We start from the raw sequence: 14,375 nt of genomic DNA, 5'->3' as shown, positions 1-14,375 counted from the left end.
GGTTACCAAATGTAACGAATAAACGGCTAATGTATTTTAACCATTTTTAACACATCCGGGCTTCTTGTATCGGGCTGGTTGTTTTAGTTTTATGCTATTGTTAAATCCTGGCCTTAAATGAGCTTATCTGTTATCGTTAGAAATATTTTCCTTGCGTTTGTTTTGTTAATATCCTGTTTGCCTGCGCATGCCCAAAGCGGAGGTGCAGGGATGCGCCTTAACCGGGATGTGCTGATAAAAAAACTGACCGAAGCTGATAAAGACCTTGTTTTTAAACAGGACACAGATATTAGCCTGTTACCCAATTTTATTGCTGTTGATGCCAACGGAAGCCGTGCCCAGTTAATTGGTAAGCCCGATGAGTTGATGATAGTAAAGTGGACTTACGTTTTCAAGCCCGATGAAAAAGTAAACCTCATAGAATTGCAAAAGCTGGCCTGGTTTGCCAATACACTGGGCGACCAGGAAGGGCTCGACTGGTTTTTTGCCCAACTGGCCGAATTGGGCAAGGATTACAAAAAGCCAATTTCGGAGATCAGGATGTTTGATTCGAAAAGAAAAGGTGAGATCAGTTACTCGCCTAAAGAGAAGACTTTTACTATGATATTTACGCCCTGGTAACCAATAATTAATGCACCCTTTTAACCTTTAAGCTTTCTCCTTTAACCTTTTTCTTTAATCCTCAATTTTATTACCTTTGCCAACTGTTTTCTAAAAAACAAAAAAATGAGCAAAGCAATAATCAAAACCGAAAAAGGTGACATGACCGTAGAATTTTACGATCAGGATGCCCCTAATACCGTTGCTAACTTTAAAAAATTAGCAAAATCAAACTTTTATGATAACGTGATTTTTCACCGTGTTATCCCTAATTTTATGATTCAGGGTGGCGACCCAACCGGTACCGGTGCTGGTGGCGCTGGCTACAAAATTGATTGCGAGCTTACCGGCAACAATCAATATCATGACCGCGGCGTGCTTTCAATGGCACATGCCGGCCGTAACACAGGCAGCTCACAGTTTTTCATTTGCCATAACCGCACAAACACTGCCCACCTTGACCGTAACCACACCGTTTTTGGTAAAGTGATTGAAAATGTTGACGTTGTTGACGCTATTCGCCAGGGAGATAAAATTTTAGGCATCGAAGTTATAGAGGATTAAGTGAATTTTGATGAGGTGAGTGGTTTATCGGCTAACGAAATAAACCACTTACTTCATCAACCTGACCAACAAAAAATATGAATTTACAGGGAATTGTATCAGTATCGGGAAAACCGGGTTTATGGAAAGCTTTGGCACAAAACAAAACCGGCTATGTGCTGGAAAGTTTAGATGCGCAAAAAACAAAGCTGATAGCCAACCTTTCGACTGCCAAATTAGCCGCCTTGAGCGAGATCACCATTTTTGGTGTTGATGACGACATCAGGTTAACGGATGTGCTTGAGCGCATGAAAACAGCATCAAATGTGCCTGATGCTAAAGCCGACGGAAAAGCACTACGCACTTTCTTTTATGAAGTAGCACCTGATCATGATGAAGAAAAAGTTTACTCATCAGACATTAAAAAGGTGATAGCCTGGTTTCAGATATTAAAACCGCTTCCAATTTTTGAAGAGGCCGATCCAACCCAAGCCCCTGCCCCGGTTGCAGAAGAACCGGTTGCCGAAACAGTAGCTGCTGAACCGGAAGCCGAACCTGCTGCTCCAAAAGCAAAAGCTAAAAAAGCCACAAAAAAAGCCGAATAACCGGCTTTTTTTGTTTGTGATAATTCCTTCCTTATTCGTTTTATACGTCGCTACCAATCAATTAGGTTGAGGATACGTTAATATCTTAATCAAGTGAACCGGTAATTTTTTTACCGGTTGAATCTATACTGATGGTATATCCCCACCCTTCTCCGGATAAAGGTATATTTATATTATAATCGATGGATAGTCGCTTTCCCGATATGCTCAGATCGGGAGAGTAGTAGAGCACGCCATGTTTTTTCAGTCTCATGGAAATAGACTTACTAAAATCATTTTTACTTATAGCACCTTTATAAATTATCCTGGAGTTGATCTTAAACTCTACTTCCGATATAAAGTTGTGTGTTTGAAATTCGGAGATTCCATAAACATCCAGATATTCCTGTGGTACGCTTATTTTATTATCATAACTACAATAATGCCTGAATTTTACCGATACAGTATCACCATTATCTGCTATTTCTGTGCTATCCACTTTAATGGTATCCCTGTAGCTTCTTAATACTGCGTCTTTAATGCTATCAAGCTGCGATTTATCCATGCTTTTTAACCTTTGTAAAGCTGTAGGTTTAGGATTGGAACAGCTTAAAATAAAGTTACAAACCACGGTTATCAACAAAATGTTTATGAAATGATTTAAGCATTTTGTTTTCATGATAAAATTCAAATACCTGGCTTTAGATCTAAATAGTTAGGATTGGGAATAAAATCACCTTCAATTATTCCCTTTGCGTTTACCTTCCATGCGCCTGTTATTGCTTGCGATGGCACATTGGCATCCTTTTCGAAGGCAGCATCAATTTCATAAACCCAGCCATTGGGATGGTTCAAAGCTTCTTTTATTGCTTGAGGATGTGGTTTTCTTTTAATTGATGCTGTTTGTAAAGTGTTGCCTTTGTTTGTTGTTTCAGTATTTATTGATTTACCAACAAACAAGTTCTTTAATTTAAACATCCACTGCATCATAAACAATTACCTTTTCCCAAAGGTGGCTGCAGTTTTTGATGAATTCCAGGTGGATAGGGTGGGTTTGATAGGTGGCCTGCCCGGCCAGGTCGCTGAAAAACATCAGCTCAGATACCGCCCATGAGTTATCAACCACATCCCGTTTTTCGGTGCTGGCTACAATGCCTACGCGCAGTTTGCGTACGGTTTCAATTTTGGCAAGGGTTTTAACACCGGCTGCCAATTTATCGCGGTCTTCTGTTGAGCCTGGGTTTTTAAGCCAGAAAAATACGTGATGAACTATTGGCCATTCTTCCTTTTGCTCTTTCAGTGATATTGCAGATGCGGTAACTGTACCTGCAGCCAATGCTGCTGTTGTTGCTATAAATTTTCTTCGGGTCGATTTCATGACAGGGTAAATAATTGGCTTCAAGGTAGCAAGAATTATTTAAAAACGACTACAGGTTCTTTGAAATCAAAACACGTCCAAAACATAAAGAAGGCCAATAATAGGGATTATATTAAAGAATATTACAAGGCCGATATTTTGATCCTGCGCCTCTCTTTTTGCATAGCGGGACAGGAATACGAGGAAAGCTACATAGTAAATGAGCGGAAAAACAAATATTACAGCTAAAAGCAGCCCTGCCGGGCCGATGAGCTGGCCCCAGCCCGTTACAATTGGCCATACCACCATCCCGATGATCTCAAGGAAAGTAATGACGGAAAGTACTTTTAAGGTTTTGGCTTTCATTTTTAAGGTATTGTGTACCATAAAAATAAGAAAATCAATAGGTTTAAGAAAACTTCGATGCCATTTCGAACGAACAGCGATGGGACGTGTTTTGGCGTGAGGAGAAACTACCTCTTGAGCGATAGCGAAAAATCTTATACGCCATGCGATAAATCATGCTTTTGGCTCTGCCGGATGTATAAGATTTCTCTTTCGCTCCCCGCGCTCATATCCGGGCCGGCTCTATCGAAATGACATTTTTTATTGATTTGAAGCGAATAGGCTACAAACACTCCGGTTGCTTGCACTCTTCTTCTGAAAACTCGGGTTCAAAAGTGCTGTGGCTGATATCCAGGTGTTCCAGCCTGTGGCGAAGGTCATGTTTGATATTATCAAAATCGGCCATTGCTTCGGGGCTGATCACGAGGTGGGCAGTGAGTGCATTTTCGGTGGTGCTGAGCGCCCAAACGTGCATATGGTGTACATCAATTACGCCTTTGGCTTTTTTAAGCTCGGCCTTGATCTTATCCAGGTCCATTTCGGCAGGTACACCGTCCATTTCTAAACGGAGGCTGGCAGTAAGCAGGCTCCAGGTTCCGCGCAGTATCACAAAGCCTATTATGAGGCTCACTACGCTATCAATCCAGTATTGTTTGGTAAAATATATGATAAGGCCTGATACCACTACGCCAAACGATACTATGGCATCAACAGCCATATGCAGGTAAGCACCTTTAATATTCAGATCAGTATCTTTATCCTTAACAAACAGCCATGCGGTAAAGGCATTAATGCCGATGCCTATAAAAGCAACCCAGGCCATTGTTCCGCCCGATACTGTTTCGGGGGTCATAAAGCGCATTATGGCTTCGTAAATAATAAAGCCAACGGCTACAAATAATATTACCGCGTTAAAAAAGGATACAATAATAGTCGACCGCTTATAACCGTAAGTATATTTACTGTTAGCACTCACTTTGGTGAGTTTAAAAGCAAGCAGGGCCAATGCAAGCGAAGCCACATCGCTCAGGTTATGCCCGGCATCGGTTAACAGGGATAGTGAATGTGTAATAAAGCCTGTAATGGCTTCAACCACCACAAACATCGAGTTAAGTACAATTCCCCATATAAAAGCCGAATTTAAATGATCAAGCTTGGGGGCGTGGTCGTGGTGATGGTGCCCATGCCCGTGCGAATGTGAGTGTGAATGATCGTGACCTGCTGACATTTAGCAAAGGTAGGGAAAGATTTTAGATGTGCGGATTTTAGATGTGCAGATTCATTTATTGTTCATGTTGCAGATGTGCGGATGTGCAAATTTCAAATGTGCAGATGATTTATAGATGTGCAAATTTCAGATTTGTAGAATCTTCACATCAAAACATTAACCATTTGCATATCTGCACATCTGAAATCTGCACATTCACTCGTGATGATAAGGCTCACCCTTCATAATAGTATAGGCCCTGTATAATTGCTCTACAAAAAACAGGCGTACCATCTGGTGCGAAAATGTCATGCGCGAAAGGGAGATTTTATCATTGGCCCGCAGATAAACAGAATTATCAAATCCGTAAGGGCCACCTATGATGAAGATTAAATTGGCCGATGTGCTGATCTCTTTTTTATTGATGTAGGCCGCAAACTGGGTTGAGGTAAATTCGGAGCCTTTCTCATCCATCAGTATCACAAAATCAAGCGGGGTGATTTTTTTCAGGATCAGCTCTGCCTCTTTGGCCTTTTGCTGCTCGGGGCTTAGCGCTTTGGTATTCTTAAGCTCGGGGATTTCGGCAAGCTCCATTTTGGTGTAGTGTTTTAGCCGTTTTACATATTTATCTATGCCTTCCTTAAGGTAGGCATCCTCAGTTTTTCCAACGGTAAGGAACGTGATCTTCATATCTGAAACAAATAAACGTTTATTTAAAATATATGTGTTTATTTTGGTTGAATTTATCTACAAATGGAACAAACAATTATAACCGATTATACCCAAAGGGCCAGCCTTGCCGCTGCCGAAGCCGCCAAATATAAAAAGCTCGCCAATACCTATTCACTGCTCCGGCTTGGTATTTTCGCAATGGTTGCTATAACTATAGGCATCGCCATCCATTTCGACAATTTCAGCATCATTGCCATCGCTTTTGTATTGCTGATTTTTGCCTTTGCCTGGCTGGTAGCGCGCCAAAGCAGTTTTGAAAAACAGAAGCAATATTATGACGATCTGCAGCAGGTAAATGAAAACGAGATAGGCAGCATCCAAACGCACAGCAATATCTACAATGATGGCGCACGTTACGGTAACGACAAACACTTTTATACTTCCGACCTGGATATCTATGGTAACGCGTCGTTATATCAGCTTATCAACCGTACTGCCACCACACCGGGTAATAATAAACTGGCCGGTTGGCTTAATGCCCCGGCAAGCAAGCAAACTGTATTGCTGCGGCAGGAAGCTGTTAAAGAAATCGCCGCTAAAAATAGCTGGAAGCTCGACCTGCAAACGCGCCTCATCTTTGCTATAAAGCAGGATGTAAACCAGCTTAAAAACCTGTTCAAATACCTGCATATCCCGCTTGATATGCCCGGCGAAAAATGGCTGACTGCTTATACCAAAATAGCGCCTTATCTTTTTACAGGTTTGCTGATAGCGGCTTATTTTTATCCCCCGGCCAAATTGGCGGCAATTGTTGTTGGCTTGTTTAATATGGGCGTGGTGTTTTCAAAAGCGGCCTATATCCGCAAAGCCGACCTTATTGCCGGCAAAATAGGTGACACGTTAGCCAATTATGCCGATGTTTTTAAGTGCATTGAAGATCAGCAATGGCAGGCTGTTTACAGCAATACATTGGCACAGCAGCTAAAAGCGGATAAAACATCGGCCAAAATAAAAGAACTGGGCCAACTGATCAACAAGCTTAATTACCACCTTAACTTATTGGTTGGCTTTGGGCTCAACCTGTTTTTTTTGTGGGATATCCGCCAGATCATCGCCATCGAAAACTGGAAGCGTCAAAACCAGGACAGTCTTGAAGCCGCCTTCGATGTTATTGCCGAGTTTGAATCGCTGGTAAGCCTGGCCGGTTTAGCAGTGAACTACCCGGATTGGTGCTTTCCCGTTATTGATGACAGGCCGGGTTATACGCTTACTGCAAAAGCTATCGCTCATCCGCTTATTGATGCCGCCAAACGTATCGAAAATGATTATGAGCTGGATAATACTTTTAAAGTTGATATCATCACCGGATCCAACATGGCCGGTAAAAGTACCTTTTTGCGTACGGTGGGCATTAATACCGTGCTGGCCCTAAGCGGTGCGCCTGTTTGTGCCAAAAGCATGCAGGTTTCGGTGATCACCATGATCAGTTACATGCGCATCAAAGATTCGCTCAATGAAAGCACTTCAACTTTTAAGGCCGAACTTGACCGCCTGCAAATGCTGCTGGCTGCGGTTGAAAACGAACCGAAAGTATTTTTCCTGATAGATGAAATGCTGCGGGGTACCAACTCGGTTGATAAATACCTGGGTTCAAAAGCAGTTATCGAACAACTAATCCGTAAAAATGCGGTTGGTATGGTAGCCACTCATGACCTGCAGATTGCCCATCTCGAAACCAAGTACCCGGATTACGTACGTAACTTTTATTTTGATATCCAGGTAGTGAACGGCGAAATGCTGTTTGATTACAAGATCAAGCATGGCGAGTGTAAAACGTTTAATGCCTCGTTATTGCTTAAGCAGATAGGGATTGAGGTGGATGCGGAGTAATCTGAACCGGGATTTGGGGGGATTTCTTTGATTCGCAGGATTTTCTTTTCTGAACCTGAATTAAACGAATTAGTAGAATTTATTGAATTTTAAAATTCTGTTCATTCGGTAAATTCGTTTAATTCAGGTTCAGACAATTCCTATAATCCCAAAAATCTCCCCAAATCCCGGTTCAGAAAAAAAGCCGGAAGCATTTACGCTTCCGGCTCTTTTTATTTTTCTTGATTCTTTACTCTAATAGTCTTGACTCTTAAAGATTATCTGCCGCCTGGGCCACCCTGGCCGCCGGCCTGATCGCCTTGTTTTTGGTCGTCGTTGTTAACGCCTTTTTTCTGCTGGTTAGGGTTGCTGAAGCTTAGCTTACCAAAGCTGTAGCTAAACGTAATACCAAACGAACGGAATGGGAACGCTGTTGAGCTGGTTTGTGTAAAACCAGGGCTGTTGATATTTTGATCAAAGTGCTTATCCCTTGCAAATGGCTGTACAGTGTTAAAGCCGATAGCCAGTTTCTTATCCATAAATTGTTTTTTGACACCAAATGCATAGATGCCGAACGATGGGTTGGTACCCTGGATAGTACGGCGTGATGAATTGGTAAAGCCAAACAGCTCGGCAAGGAAATTATGCGGGAACTGGTACGATGCACTGCCAAATGCAGAGTACTGAAAATAAGTGCCTGTTGCAGATGAGTTTTGTACAAACACACCCTGCGGACTTGGACTATAAGTAAAACCATTAATGCTGGCGCGGATAGTTAATGGCTTAATTGGATTTATTGATCCGAAAAAGCTTGCACCAATTGAATTGTTTACACCAACGTTTGAATAGGTGGTACGGGTAGCTATAACCGGTTTGTTGTTTATCGTATCAACTATCGGAGATGCTATACCTTCAATCAGATCGCTGGTATGTTTGTAATACACAGAGAAGTTAAGCACTGATGATTTGATGAAAGTGTTATAGTTCAATTCAACGGTCTGCGAAATTTCAGGCGATAAGTTAGGGTTACCTACAGTTTGGTTTTGTACGTTAGCGCGGTTAATGAACGGGTTCAAAAACTGAAGGCTCGGGCGCTGGATCCTTTTGCTGTATGATAACTTAATAGTGTTGGCGCCAAACTGTTTCTGGATAGTTAAACTTGGTATATAAGTAGTATAGCTTGATGTAAATGGCTGCAAGGTTTGGAAGCCGGAGCTGCCTTCTTCCTGGAACGGATTACGCGGATCGCCTTTTATCCTGGTATTTTCAACACGGCCACCTACCAATATCGAATAGCTTTTTGGCAGTGTAAAAGTTAATACGGTATAGCCTGCGTACACATTCTGATTATAATCATACAGGTTTGAATTTAACACGTCCCTAACCGGGTTGTTGCCTTCGGTATCTGTATTAAATATATCGTAGTTACTATTGATGCGGCGTTGGATAGTTTTGGCACCCGCTTCAATTTTTAACAACTTGTTTACAGGCAAGGTATAATCGGCCTGGCCGGTATATTCGTTGTTTTTACCATTGTTATCACCTATCTGGCTTGGGTTAACAGCGGTAAAGATACTTGTATAGTCGGTTGTGATATCGCTATGGCTCCACTGACCCGAGATAACCAATTCGTGGCCCTCTTTTTTGAATTTATGCGTGTAGTCAACATTCCAGTCAAAACCGCCAAAGTGATTGTGTGATGTAGTTCTGCCGGTATAATCTAACGAGCTGCCATTCAGCGTGCGGTTGTAATCACCACCGCCGTTGGTATTAAAACCACCGTCATTTAACCTGAATGTACTGTTAATGCTGTTAAATGCATTAAATTCATAACCTGCAGTAACCGAACCGATAGCACCGTGCCTTTTTATCTTGCTTGAGGTGTTATTATGGTTGTGCAGGTTAACAGCCGGTATAGTATCGTGTGCAGGGGTATTGATCATCTGGTCAAAAGTAGTTAACGAGGTTTGTGGCCAGGTTAAGTTACCGCCGGCATTGATACCTAAACTGAAACGGTTTTTGTTGTAGTTGAGGTTAATGTTACCGTTATTTTGACGGGTACCTACACCACCGCTTACTGAGCCGCTAAAGCCCGATACATTTTTTTGTTTGGTGATGATATTGATAATACCGCCCGAACCTTCAGCATCATACTTAGCCGATGGTGAAGTTACAACCTCAATGCTTTTGATCTGATCGGCAGGGATGGTTTTCAATACATCAGATAAACTTGCCGATGTAGCACCTGATGGCTTGCCGTTGATGAGTACTTTAATGTTCTGATCGCCGCGGATAGACACGTTACCGTTGATATCAACGTTTACCAAAGGTACTTTTTGCAGCACGTCGGTAGCGTTACCGCCTGCAGACGTAAGATCTTTTTCGGCGTTGTAAACTATCTTGTCAATCTTGTTTTCGATCAATGCAGCCTGGCCAACTACAGCTACTTCTTTCAGCGCGTGTGAGCTTGGTGCCAAAAAGACCTGGCCAAGTTTAGCATCCGGTTTTGATGGGGTAGTGGTTACCGGATCGATATATTTAGTTGGGTAGCCAATAAAAGAAATAGCCAGCTTATATATGCCCGGCTTTATATTGTCCAATTTAAAGTTACCTTTTTCATCGGTTACAACACCGGTAATTGGCGATTTGCCGCCACTGCGGTATAAACCAACCGAAGCGTAATCCATTGGTTTTTTGGTGAGCGAATCAATGATGGTGCCTGATATCCTGCCTGTTGTAGTGGGGCCACCTCCGCCCACCCCAAACTGGGCATGAGCCGATAACGCGAAGCAGAATAATGCAATAAGTATGTAAAAACGTTTCATTTAGTATTATTTTGGTAATTGGAGGCGAAATTACCTTAAATGTTACACGCTGAATTTTTATTTTCTTACAATTAGTGCATTTGTAATGTATAAGTTACACTATCATGATGTAAACCGTGGATTTTACAATAAACGTTTAAACGGGTGTTTACAATAGGGTGACAAAGGGGAAGGAGTATTAAAAAAAAGCGTCATTGCGAGTAACCATCAGGGAGCCCTGAAAAAAAACGTAGTGACGTATAAAATATATTGCGACGATGGTGCGGGGGGCGCGTTAGTGATAGTAGCGGATACCGGCCTTGTGGCTAATGCCTGTGCAGTATGAGCGGATAGCACGGGCCGCAGGCAACGCCCATATTTATAAAATCGATCGAAAAATAAATTTAATAAGCACCTCTGGCGCAAGTCTTGTGTGACGGCCTACGAAGGGAAGACTTGTGATCCTTTTAAAAATCACAAGTCTTCCCCCCGCATAGCTCCCCACAAGACTTGCGCTAAAGGGGAATAAAGGGATGTAATTAATTAATGTCATTGCGAGCGCAGCGTGGCAATCTCATAGCTATACAGAGTAAACATGCACAGCGGTTGGCATGGCTACGAGATTGCCGCGTCGCCCCATCGTACTATTCTCAGCCGCTCCTTGCAATGACATGGCTTTTATTATTGAAATTATCTTTACTGCGTAGTTACCCTCAAATTTAAAGTATCGGCCTGCATGGCTGTAAAAATGCCCAGGCCGTTAACAACATTGGTTGGGGTATTTACCAGGTTTTGCGAACTGCCACGGGTATTGGTGGTAAGTACATTAATGTATTCGTTATTTACCCTCAGCAATATTACCTTATAAGCCCCGTAGTATTTGAAAGTGGTTTGCGTTATGCTGTATGTAGAGGTTCGTTCTGTATTGATCTCGAAGCTTGGATTTCTGTTGCTTCTTACGGCAATGATCTCGAACGGGTTACTGTCAGTATTTTTGAAAAGCAATAAATGCTGTAACGAATCGGGGTTGGTCCAGGTGACAGTTTGGAGTACTTTATCATTATATGCAGGGTCGATGGTGTTAGGTACATGAAATACGCTGTCTGTCAGCTTAAAGCCTTCAGGTTTGCCAGGCATTACTGTCGATGCACTTATTGCCACATTATCATATGTAAACTGCATGCTATAGGTTTTACCGGCTGTTACAAAAGCGGCATCGCTATAAGTGTAGGTACCGTTTGCTGTTTCGGTAAGTTTAACAGTTTGTACGCCGTTGCTTACGTTAATGCTTAAGTCGGTTAGGGCCGCACCATAGGTAGCCGTATCGGTAAGGTACTTTTGCTGATAAACTTTTACTGATAGTGGCTGACCGGCAACGAGGTAAGCCTCCACAACCGGTTTGTTTACCGCGTTCAGGTCGGATGAGTTTTTTTTACAGGCCGATACCATCATCAGGCAGCCCGCTATCAATCCGGGGAATGAATATCGTAGGTATGTTTTTATTTCCATCTTAAGCTTAGTGTAATGTTAGGGGTAAAGCCGAGGTAGTTAACATCGGTAGTGATGACCTGGTTGTTTTGCATCTGGTATTCACGGTACCAGGTATTGGTATGGTTATAAACGTTAAACAGCGATAAGCCTATTGAGCCTATTTTATGCCCGTCTATCTTCAGCAAATCATATGATACCGACATGTCCAACCTGTGATAGGCCGGTAAACGTTCGGCGTTTTTATCGCTGATGTTGAGATAAGTGATACTGTTGCCGTCGACCGTTTTAATGGTATAGCTGGATAGGGGAGCAGTGTAAGGATGCCCGGTACTGAACAGGAAGGTGGCGGCAAAATTCCAGCGTTCATAGTGGTACATGTTAATGGACTTAAACTCATGACGTACATCCTGGTCGGCATCGTAGTAATCAGTGCCAAAGGCCGAGAATTTGTTCTGAGCTTGGGCAAGCGTATAGCTGATCCAGCCGGTATAGCGCCCCAGCTTTTTCTGCACTAAAAACTCAATACCTTTGGCTCGGCCCGTTCCCTGGTAAAAATCCTCGGTAACGCTTTGTGTTTGGTTTTGGTTAGCCTCCATCCTGAAACCGCCACCGGCAGGCTGGGTTTGCCTAACAGTGTATTGGGTAAGGCCGCTAAGGGTTTTGTAGTATCCTTCAATGCTAAACAAAAACGCATCGGTTTCATAGCTGGTGCCCAATATAAAATGCCTTGACATACCTACCGGGATATTGCTGTTGTTGGATAGCACCCAGAAATTTCGGTTCCCGCCCAGAATATCCTCCCGGATCACCTGGTTTTCAAACTGGTAAAACTGCCCGGTTGCTCCTTTTATGGTAAACTTATCGGTAAGGCTGTAACTTGCCGACAATCGTGGTTCAAAATACGGTTTGGCTGTGGGGCCAAAATAACTGGCGCGCAAACCAGGCTGAATATGAAATTTATTGTTCGGGTCGATAGCCAGCTCGGTATAAAAACCAGCGAGGATGGCATCATTATGTTGATTGATGAGCTTGCTGGTATCGTTCTGCGTGTACTCGTAATCTATTTTTTTGTAGGATGCAAAGCCGCCAAAAAGCAGCTTGTATTTGTTGCTGGCTGTCCATTCCCATTCAGATTTATAGCCGACATCCTTCAAATTATTAGTTTCGAGTGTACCTGTGCTTAGGGTATGCGAAATACCGTTGGTATCTATCTGCGAAAAGCCAGAGGTGCTCCGGTTCCTGTCGTTAAAATAGGATGAGTAAGTAATGTAATTGTTGGAGTAGAGTTTTTTATTCCATTGCCTGAACCATTTGATACTGCTGCCCAGGTTACCGTACTTGGTATAGTCGGTAATATTGATCCCGCTGCTGCCTGAGGACAGGAACGATGGCAGGCCCAGTTGCCTGCTGTTATCTGTTTTATCGGTACCGGTGTATAAACTCCATGAAACTTTATCTTTTGGGCTGATGCTGTACGTGTACTTGGCATCAAAATCATAAAAGTATGAGCTTGGAGTAATCTGGTTGGCAAAGCCGCCGCCGCCAAAGCCACCCCGGCCTCCACCGCCTGGACCGCCGCCCTGCGTAGTAGTTGTTTGGTTAAACTGGTTAAAGATCTTGTTATAAAATGGGCCCTGGTAGGAGCGCCTTACCGCTAACAGTAAAGTCGACTTGTCTGACAGCGGCGTTTCCAGGTAGCCGCTGGCGCTTAGCAAACTTAAGTCGGTACCGATATTGGTTTCGTTCTTGTTGCCTTCCTTGCCGTTAAGTTCTGTAACGCTCGAGAGTCTGCCGCCATATTTGGCCGTAAAGCCGCCTTTGTACAACTGTACGTCTTTAATGGCGCTGGCGTTAAAAGCACTGAAGAAGCCGTATAAGTGGTCGACCTGGTAAATGGTAAAGCCATCCAGGATAACCAAATTCTGATCGGGGGTACCACCTCGTACGTATGCTCCCGATGATGATTCGTTAGTGCCGCTTACGCCGGGCATCAGCTGGAAGGCCCGCAGTACATCCTTATCACCCATGGTTGGCAGCTTATCTAAATTGGCCGGCGAAAGCTGTAACACGCCCACCTGCCTGCTGTCGGTATTCATAACGCCGCTTTTTTTACCTGTAATGGTAACCTCGTTTAAGCTGTTGAGCGATGAATACAAACCACAGATCAGCGGCGAATTCAGCTTTTCACTGCTCAGCCTGAAATAATCGGTTTGGTAACCTGTATATGAAACCTCTACTACCGATGTATCTGAAGGTACCCGGAACATGGTAAAATAGCCGTCGGAGTTAGTCATTACGTTGAGGTCGGTCCCCCTGATCTTCACCGTTGCCGATGGCAGCGATTCGCCCGTTTGCTGGTCAATCACCCTGCCGTTAATACTAACCAGGAAATGTTTGGGCTTGGCTTTGGGTGCTTCAATTTCTTTGGCCTTAACCGCGTTGGCCGCCTGCAACGACAGCTTGTTGAGTTTCTGCAACCGCGCCAGATCGTCGGTGTTTTGGAGGATGTAGATGGTACCGCTTGATTCAATCCAGTAATGCAGGTTGTTTTCGTTACAAACCTTGGCAATTACTTCTTTCAGCGGTTCTTCAAAAAAGTGCTCCACAACGTCCATTTCATGCAGAGGCTCACGTTCAAATACGATGCGAACCTTGTAGTCCATTGCCAGAGTATCAAAGAGCTCATCAAGCGGACATGAAAAAAAATGGTTAACTACGATCTTTTTGAGTTTTTGCTGCGTTTGCTGACTGTGGACCGCCGTACCGCAAAACACCAGCGAGGTTATTAACAATAGGGAAAATTTCTTCATGTAGGGGTATATTTTCTTCGACGCCGAAAATGCACCATGTTTTGAAGCAGCTCAAATAAAATCGACCATGGGAGGCTTTGTGTCGACAAATTG

The 14,375-nt window shown here is 43.2% G+C and carries 13 protein-coding genes; 4 read left to right on the top strand and 9 right to left on the bottom strand.

The features are described from left to right. Positions 1-117: 117 nt before the first annotated feature. From ACFFGT_RS15730 to ACFFGT_RS15720, 3 genes are all read left to right on the top strand, one after another. Positions 118-621: a hypothetical protein gene (locus ACFFGT_RS15730; RefSeq protein WP_377023489.1), complete on the top strand. Its 504-nt coding sequence runs from the start codon at positions 118-120 to the stop codon at positions 619-621. Between the two features lie 105 nt (positions 622-726). Then, positions 727-1,164: a peptidylprolyl isomerase gene (locus ACFFGT_RS15725; RefSeq protein WP_377023488.1), complete on the top strand. Its 438-nt coding sequence runs from the start codon at positions 727-729 to the stop codon at positions 1,162-1,164. 77 nt (positions 1,165-1,241) lie between these two features. Beyond that, positions 1,242-1,748 carry a DUF5606 family protein gene (locus tag ACFFGT_RS15720; RefSeq protein WP_377023487.1) on the top strand — a complete coding sequence of 169 codons (507 nt, stop codon included), beginning with the start codon at positions 1,242-1,244 and terminating at the stop codon, positions 1,746-1,748. 85 nt (positions 1,749-1,833) lie between these two features. Here the strand turns inward: ACFFGT_RS15720 and ACFFGT_RS15715 are convergent, their stop codons facing one another. From ACFFGT_RS15715 to rlmH, 6 genes are all read right to left on the bottom strand, one after another. Continuing rightward, on the bottom strand, positions 1,834-2,292 hold the full coding sequence (locus ACFFGT_RS15715; protein WP_377023486.1) for a hypothetical protein: 459 nt from the start codon (positions 2,290-2,292) through the stop codon (positions 1,834-1,836). Positions 2,293-2,414: 122 nt separating this feature from the next. Continuing rightward, positions 2,415-2,705: a hypothetical protein gene (locus tag ACFFGT_RS15710; RefSeq protein WP_377023485.1), complete on the bottom strand. Its 291-nt coding sequence runs from the start codon at positions 2,703-2,705 to the stop codon at positions 2,415-2,417. Further along, on the bottom strand, positions 2,698-3,105 hold the full coding sequence (locus ACFFGT_RS15705) for a Dabb family protein (protein WP_377023484.1): 408 nt from the start codon (positions 3,103-3,105) through the stop codon (positions 2,698-2,700). The genes ACFFGT_RS15710 and ACFFGT_RS15705 overlap by 8 nt, the downstream gene beginning before the upstream one ends. Positions 3,106-3,171: 66 nt before the next feature. Next, the gene (locus ACFFGT_RS15700; RefSeq protein ID WP_377023483.1) at positions 3,172-3,450 is read right to left on the bottom strand and encodes a hypothetical protein; all 279 of its coding nucleotides are present in this window, start codon (positions 3,448-3,450) and stop codon (positions 3,172-3,174) included. A gap of 262 nt (positions 3,451-3,712) precedes the next feature. Further along, on the bottom strand, positions 3,713-4,657 hold the full coding sequence (locus tag ACFFGT_RS15695) for a cation diffusion facilitator family transporter (RefSeq protein WP_377023482.1): 945 nt from the start codon (positions 4,655-4,657) through the stop codon (positions 3,713-3,715). A gap of 195 nt (positions 4,658-4,852) precedes the next feature. Continuing rightward, positions 4,853-5,326, bottom strand: coding sequence for a 23S rRNA (pseudouridine(1915)-N(3))-methyltransferase RlmH (gene rlmH / locus ACFFGT_RS15690; protein WP_377023481.1), 474 nt, complete (start codon positions 5,324-5,326; stop codon positions 4,853-4,855). Positions 5,327-5,389: 63 nt separating this feature from the next. Between rlmH and ACFFGT_RS15685 the strand changes: the two genes are divergently transcribed. Then, positions 5,390-7,198 carry a MutS-related protein gene (locus ACFFGT_RS15685; RefSeq protein WP_377023480.1) on the top strand — a complete coding sequence of 603 codons (1,809 nt, stop codon included), beginning with the start codon at positions 5,390-5,392 and terminating at the stop codon, positions 7,196-7,198. A gap of 257 nt (positions 7,199-7,455) precedes the next feature. Here ACFFGT_RS15685 and ACFFGT_RS15680 read toward each other — a convergent pair whose 3' ends face one another. The 3 genes from ACFFGT_RS15680 to ACFFGT_RS15670 form a co-directional block, all read right to left on the bottom strand. Then, positions 7,456-10,002 carry a TonB-dependent receptor gene (locus tag ACFFGT_RS15680; RefSeq protein WP_377023479.1) on the bottom strand — a complete coding sequence of 849 codons (2,547 nt, stop codon included), beginning with the start codon at positions 10,000-10,002 and terminating at the stop codon, positions 7,456-7,458. A gap of 675 nt (positions 10,003-10,677) precedes the next feature. After that, complete coding sequence (locus ACFFGT_RS15675) at positions 10,678-11,490, bottom strand: DUF4249 domain-containing protein (RefSeq protein ID WP_377023478.1); 813 nt, start codon at positions 11,488-11,490, stop codon at positions 10,678-10,680. After that, on the bottom strand, positions 11,481-14,282 hold the full coding sequence (locus ACFFGT_RS15670) for a TonB-dependent receptor (protein ID WP_377023477.1): 2,802 nt from the start codon (positions 14,280-14,282) through the stop codon (positions 11,481-11,483). The genes ACFFGT_RS15675 and ACFFGT_RS15670 overlap by 10 nt, the downstream gene beginning before the upstream one ends. Positions 14,283-14,375: the final 93 nt, after the last annotated feature.

This window comes from Mucilaginibacter angelicae (assembly GCF_042434235.1).
In the GTDB taxonomy this organism is placed as follows: domain Bacteria; phylum Bacteroidota; class Bacteroidia; order Sphingobacteriales; family Sphingobacteriaceae; genus Mucilaginibacter; species Mucilaginibacter angelicae.
This window is presented reverse-complemented; position numbering and strand designations above follow the sequence as displayed.

Bases quoted from the DNA above. Each gene is read 5' to 3' on its own strand.
- ACFFGT_RS15730 (WP_377023489.1), top strand. From the start codon at position 118: ATGAGCTTATCTGTTATCGTTAGAAATATTTTCCTTGCGTTTGTTTTG.
- ACFFGT_RS15725 (WP_377023488.1), top strand. From the start codon at position 727: ATGAGCAAAGCAATAATCAAAACCGAAAAAGGTGACATGACCGTAGAA.
- ACFFGT_RS15720 (WP_377023487.1), top strand. From the start codon at position 1,242: ATGAATTTACAGGGAATTGTATCAGTATCGGGAAAACCGGGTTTATGG.
- ACFFGT_RS15715 (WP_377023486.1), bottom strand. From the start codon at position 2,292: ATGGATAAATCGCAGCTTGATAGCATTAAAGACGCAGTATTAAGAAGC.
- ACFFGT_RS15710 (WP_377023485.1), bottom strand. From the start codon at position 2,705: ATGTTTAAATTAAAGAACTTGTTTGTTGGTAAATCAATAAATACTGAA.
- ACFFGT_RS15705 (WP_377023484.1), bottom strand. From the start codon at position 3,105: ATGAAATCGACCCGAAGAAAATTTATAGCAACAACAGCAGCATTGGCT.
- ACFFGT_RS15700 (WP_377023483.1), bottom strand. From the start codon at position 3,450: ATGAAAGCCAAAACCTTAAAAGTACTTTCCGTCATTACTTTCCTTGAG.
- ACFFGT_RS15695 (WP_377023482.1), bottom strand. From the start codon at position 4,657: ATGTCAGCAGGTCACGATCATTCACACTCACATTCGCACGGGCATGGG.
- rlmH (WP_377023481.1), bottom strand. From the start codon at position 5,326: ATGAAGATCACGTTCCTTACCGTTGGAAAAACTGAGGATGCCTACCTT.
- ACFFGT_RS15685 (WP_377023480.1), top strand. From the start codon at position 5,390: ATGGAACAAACAATTATAACCGATTATACCCAAAGGGCCAGCCTTGCC.
- ACFFGT_RS15680 (WP_377023479.1), bottom strand. From the start codon at position 10,002: ATGAAACGTTTTTACATACTTATTGCATTATTCTGCTTCGCGTTATCG.
- ACFFGT_RS15675 (WP_377023478.1), bottom strand. From the start codon at position 11,490: ATGGAAATAAAAACATACCTACGATATTCATTCCCCGGATTGATAGCG.
- ACFFGT_RS15670 (WP_377023477.1), bottom strand. From the start codon at position 14,282: ATGAAGAAATTTTCCCTATTGTTAATAACCTCGCTGGTGTTTTGCGGT.